At 73.0% G+C, this 4,481-nt stretch carries 5 protein-coding genes; all 5 read left to right on the top strand.

All coding sequences use genetic code 11. From position 1 onward, the window contains the following. The first annotated feature begins 148 nt into the window (after nucleotides 1-148). Nucleotides 149-478 carry a hypothetical protein gene (locus S2M10_RS16165; protein WP_168847007.1) on the top strand — a complete coding sequence of 110 codons (330 nt, stop codon included), beginning with the start codon at nucleotides 149-151 and terminating at the stop codon, nucleotides 476-478. A gap of 3 nt (nucleotides 479-481) precedes the next feature. Next, on the top strand, nucleotides 482-1,813 hold the full coding sequence (locus tag S2M10_RS16160) for a DUF4255 domain-containing protein (RefSeq protein ID WP_168847006.1): 1,332 nt from the start codon (nucleotides 482-484) through the stop codon (nucleotides 1,811-1,813). Beyond that, nucleotides 1,810-3,690 (top strand): ATP-binding protein, encoded by a 1,881-nt coding sequence (locus S2M10_RS16155; RefSeq protein WP_168847005.1) that lies wholly within the window; start codon nucleotides 1,810-1,812, stop codon nucleotides 3,688-3,690. The genes S2M10_RS16160 and S2M10_RS16155 overlap by 4 nt, the downstream gene beginning before the upstream one ends. After that, entirely contained in the window at nucleotides 3,687-3,953 is a 267-nt protein-coding gene (locus tag S2M10_RS16150; protein ID WP_168847004.1) for a hypothetical protein, read from the top strand. The genes S2M10_RS16155 and S2M10_RS16150 overlap by 4 nt, the downstream gene beginning before the upstream one ends. Next, the coding region (locus tag S2M10_RS16145; RefSeq protein WP_168847003.1) for a DUF4157 domain-containing protein at nucleotides 3,950-4,481 on the top strand (532 nt) is incomplete at its 3' end. The genes S2M10_RS16150 and S2M10_RS16145, both read left to right, overlap by 4 nt.

The following is a 4,481-nucleotide window of genomic DNA, read 5'->3' as shown; positions in this document are numbered from 1 at the left end:
GGCGGGGCCGCGAGCGACGGCCCCGCTCGCGGCCCCGCCCTTCCCGGTCCCCCAGCCGCGCAAGTCGACGGGAACGGCGCCGCCGCAACCGTCGCAAGAAGGCACGGAACGCGCAGCCGGTCGCTCCCCACGGGCAGTTGCCGACCCGATGGAACGGGACGACGCACGGCTTCTGCCGCAAGCCGCCACGGAACCGAGGGCGGCGCAGTTCCGGCCGTCGCTGCCGCTGCAGGAGCCCGCGCCAGGCCCGCCCAACAACCCCGCGCCCATCGCCCTTGCCACCGAAGCTGCTAGAACGGTGCTGGAGGACACGGCCGGCTTCACCCTGCGGATCGGCCGCATCGAGGTTCGCGCGGCCCCCCTCGCGCCTGCTGCACCCGCGCCGGCACCGCATCCGGTCGCCACCCGGCCGGTGGCGCTGCCCCGGGCAATGGTGCGTCAGTCGCTCGACGACTATCGCGCCAGTCGGAAGCGCTGATCCATGCCGGACGGATTCGCCATCGCCGCGCTGAACCACGCGATGCGCACGCGGATCCAGCAATGCATCAACGACGCCGCCGATGTGCAGCAGTCCGGCCAGTTCGACATCGTCACGCGCCCGCCCGACCAGATCGGCGCCGCCAATCCTGCCCGTCCAACGCTCACCATCTACCCCTGGAGACTGACGCCCAACACGTCCTGGATGTCGAGCCGGACGGCCGCCTATGCCGCCAGCGGAGAGCGCCGCGACAGCGCGCTGCTCGCGCTCGACATCCTCTATGTGCTCGCCGTCTACGGGCAGGACAGTTCGGCGGGCGATGCACCGTTCGGCCTGGCGCTGATCGGCCTCCACGAGACGCCGGTGCTGACCCGCGACCGGCTGCGCGCGATGGCGGCTGCGAATTTCCCGAACGGATCGCCGCTGCCGCAGGCGCTGCGCGACCTGGCGGAGCAGCCCGCCCCGATCACCGTGGAGCCGTTGTTCCAGGAAATGGAGGAATTCTCCCAGATCTGGTCGACCTTCAACAGCGGCGTTCGCACCGGCATGTTCTACCGGGTCGGCACGCTGCTGATGGAGAGCCCGCGTCGGGCGGCGAGCGCGCCGCCGGTCCGCGAGAGCCGCCATTCGGTCTCCCTGCTGCGCGGGCCGGTCCTCCAGCGCGTGCTGATCGCCGGGACTGCGGCGGGTCCGTTCGCCGAGCGCGCGATTGCCTGGCCCGGCGACGTTGTTCGGCTCGAAGGCTCGGGCCTGCGCGGCGCCATCACCGCGCTGGCGGTCGGCGCGGTCCTGGTGCCCGCCGATCCTGCGCGGCTGCGCAGCGACCGCATGGAGATCACGCTGCCGGCCGATCTGCGCCCGGGGCTCGTCTCGCTGCAGGTTCGACAGGACCTGCCCAAGCCCCCCGGAACGCTGCCCCCGCCGGCGGCGGGCACCGTGGCGGGCGAGCGCTCCAATCTTCTCCCCCTGGCCATCCGCCCGGTGCTGCGCCCTGCAGACAGCTTCACCATCCGCAACCGGCAGGTGACGCCGCAAGGCGCAGTGGGCTTCGACGTGACCGCGCATTTCGATGTCGCGGTCGGCAGTCACCAGCGCTGCGAACTGATGCTGAACGCGACCGCAGCCGGGCCCGACGGGCGCTTTGCCGCCTTCGCCTTCAGCGCGCCGCAACCGGCGCCGGGCGTGCCGGAAGCGTCGGTCGACCAGCGACTCATCCCCATTCGCGGCGTCCCTCAGGGCAGCTATCTCGCGCGGGTGGTAATCGACGGCGCCGAAAGCGCGCTGACCGAGGATGCGGGCGGCATCACCGGCCCGATCCTGGCGGTGCCGGCATGAGCGTGTCCGCCATCCCGCTGTCGGTGCGCCGCGACGGCGCGCAGGTCGCCGCCGCGCTCGACCGCTTGCATGCGCGGCTCGCGGAGCTGGCGGAGTGCAAGGCGCCCGACCCGGTCGATCCCGACACCTGCCCGATACCGCTGCTGCTCGAACTCGGCCGCAGGCTCGCGCTGTCGGGGGGCGAGCGCGACTGCGCGCTCTTCGCCGCCGCCGCCGAGCTGTGCGGCACGACAGCAGGGCTGGTGGCGCGCTTCGGGGCGGGCCCGCCAAGCGTTGGGCTGGCGATGCGCGCCTGTGACGGGCTCGACTGGCAGGCGCTGCGGCCGGACGGCGCGTTGCGCCGTGCGCGGATCCTCGTGATCGGGGATGCGGGCCGCTTCACCGAGCAGCCGCTCTGGGTGGAAGAGCCGGTGCTGCACTTCCTCAACGGCGTGTCGCAGCTGGCGCCGCCCCTCGCGGCGCTGGCGCTGGTGATCGGGTCGCAGTCGGTACCGACCGACGATGCCACCGTCGCCGAGATCGCCGCCCGGCTGCGCGGCACGGCAGCGCGCCTCGCCGTCACGCCGGTCGCGCTCGCCTGCGAAGATGTCGGCGAGGCAGTCGGCCATGCGATCGAAGGCCTGCGGCGGGCCGGGCTCGCGGCGCTGGTGATCCCTACCGCGCGCCTGCCGCACGATGCCGGTGCGCTGGAGGTGCTGCAAAATCTGTGGTTGCGCGATAGCCTGTTGCACGGTCTCGGGCTGGTGCTGGTCGGCGATACGCACACCGCGCCCGCGCAGTTGCTCGGCTGGACGGGCCCGGTGATCCTGGTCGGGATCGAGGCGCCGCCCCCGCTGCTCGGTGCGCACCGCGTGTCGGTACGGCATGACCGGGGGAAGCGGCGCGCTGCCTGGGGTGCCGCGCTCGGCGAAGCGCAGTCGGCAGCGCAGGGCGAGCGGTTGGACGCGCTCGCCGCCCGCTTCCGCCTTTCCACGCCCGCGATCGCCGCGATCGCAGCCGCACATGGCGGCGATACGCCCGACCGGCTCTGGGCAGCCGCGCGCGACGCCGCCCGTGCGTCGGACCTGGCGCTGATCGATCGCATCGCGCCAGTGGTGACGCTGGACCGCGTGATCCTGCCCGACGACGCGCGGCGCACGCTGGAGACGATCGTCTCCGCCGCGCGGGTGCATCACCGCATCCTCGATCAATGGGCGGGCACCGCAGCGGGGGGGCGCGGCCTCGGCATCGCGGCGCTGTTCGCCGGCGAAAGCGGCACGGGCAAGACCATGGCCGCCGAAGCGGTCGCGCAGGCGCTCGGGCTCGATCTCTACCGCGTCGAGGTTTCGGCGATCGTCAGCAAATATATCGGGGAGACGGAGAAGAACCTGCGCCGCATCTTCGCCGCAGCCGAAGCGGGCGGCGGTGTACTGCTGTTCGACGAGGCCGATTCGATCTTCGGCAAGCGCAGCGAGGTCCGCGATGCGGTGGACCGCTATGCGAACATGGAGGTTGGCTATCTGCTGCAGCTGATGGAGAGTTTCTCCGGGCTCGCCATCCTCACCACCAATCTGCGCGACGCGCTGGACGAGGCCTTCACGCGGCGGCTGCGATTCCTGCTGCATTTCCCCATGCCCGGCATCGAGGAACGCCGCCGCATCTGGCAGCGGGCCTTCCCGGCCGTACTGGACACCGCCGGGCTCGATGTCGCGCGGCTCGCGCGGCTGCCGCTGTCCGGCGGGATCATCCGCAACATCGCGCTCGGTGCGGCATTCCGCGCAGCGGCGCAGGGGACCGGCGACACCGTCACCATGGCGCAGGTGCTGGAAGCCGCGCGGGAGGAATATGGCAAGCTCGGCCGCCCGGCGGCCGAGATCGACGCGCGGTGCTGGTCATGAGCGGAATGGTCCTGGAACTCGGCAGCTTGCTGCTGCCCGGCACCTCGACCGGGGAGGGCAGCCACATCGCCGCCGCCTTCCACCGCGAGATCGCCCGGCTTTGGGAGAGCGATCGCAGCGCCGGCATCGCCTGGTCGGAAACGCTGGAGGATCTGGTGTTGGAGGTCGATCCAGGCCTTGGCGGCACGGATCTCGGCCGGGCGGTCGCGCGGCAGGTGCGCGATCGTGCGCGGCTGGGGCACCGGCCCGGGGAACGCGCGTGAAGGCGCATGCCCGCCTTCGCGCCACGGCCGCCACCCCGGCGACGGCACGAGCCGAGCGTGGTGCGCGTGCCGTGCCGCTGCCGCACCACGGCATCCTCGTCGGCCGCTTCGGCCAGCGCGCCGCGCACCTCCCGGTGGTGGTGGGGCCCGCGGTGGCGGAGTCGCTCCGGCGTCGCGGCGCGAAGGGCGCGAGCCTGGACGGGGTGATCTTCCTGCCCAACGAGCAGGTCGGCCCCGATCTGGTCGCGCATGAGGTCGCCCATGCGCTGCAACAGCTGCAGGGCGGCGCGGCCGGGCTGGCGCACGATCTGCCCGGTCTGATCGATCGACTGGCCCATGCTCCGGCTCTCCCGGCATCGGCGCCCGCCGAGGTCGAGGCGCGGTCGGCCGAACATATCGCGACGGTGGCGCCAGCCGCGCCGGTGCGGTCGATCGAGAGCGTGTGGTCCTGCCCCTCGGCGACGTCGATCACGACGGGGTGGCCGATCTGCGCGGGGGCACCGGCTCCCCCCGGGCTGGCGGGCTGCG

The sequence above is a fragment of the Sphingomonas sp. S2M10 genome (genome assembly GCF_012650175.1).
In the GTDB taxonomy this organism is placed as follows: domain Bacteria; phylum Pseudomonadota; class Alphaproteobacteria; order Sphingomonadales; family Sphingomonadaceae; genus Sphingomonas.
This window is presented reverse-complemented; position numbering and strand designations above follow the sequence as displayed.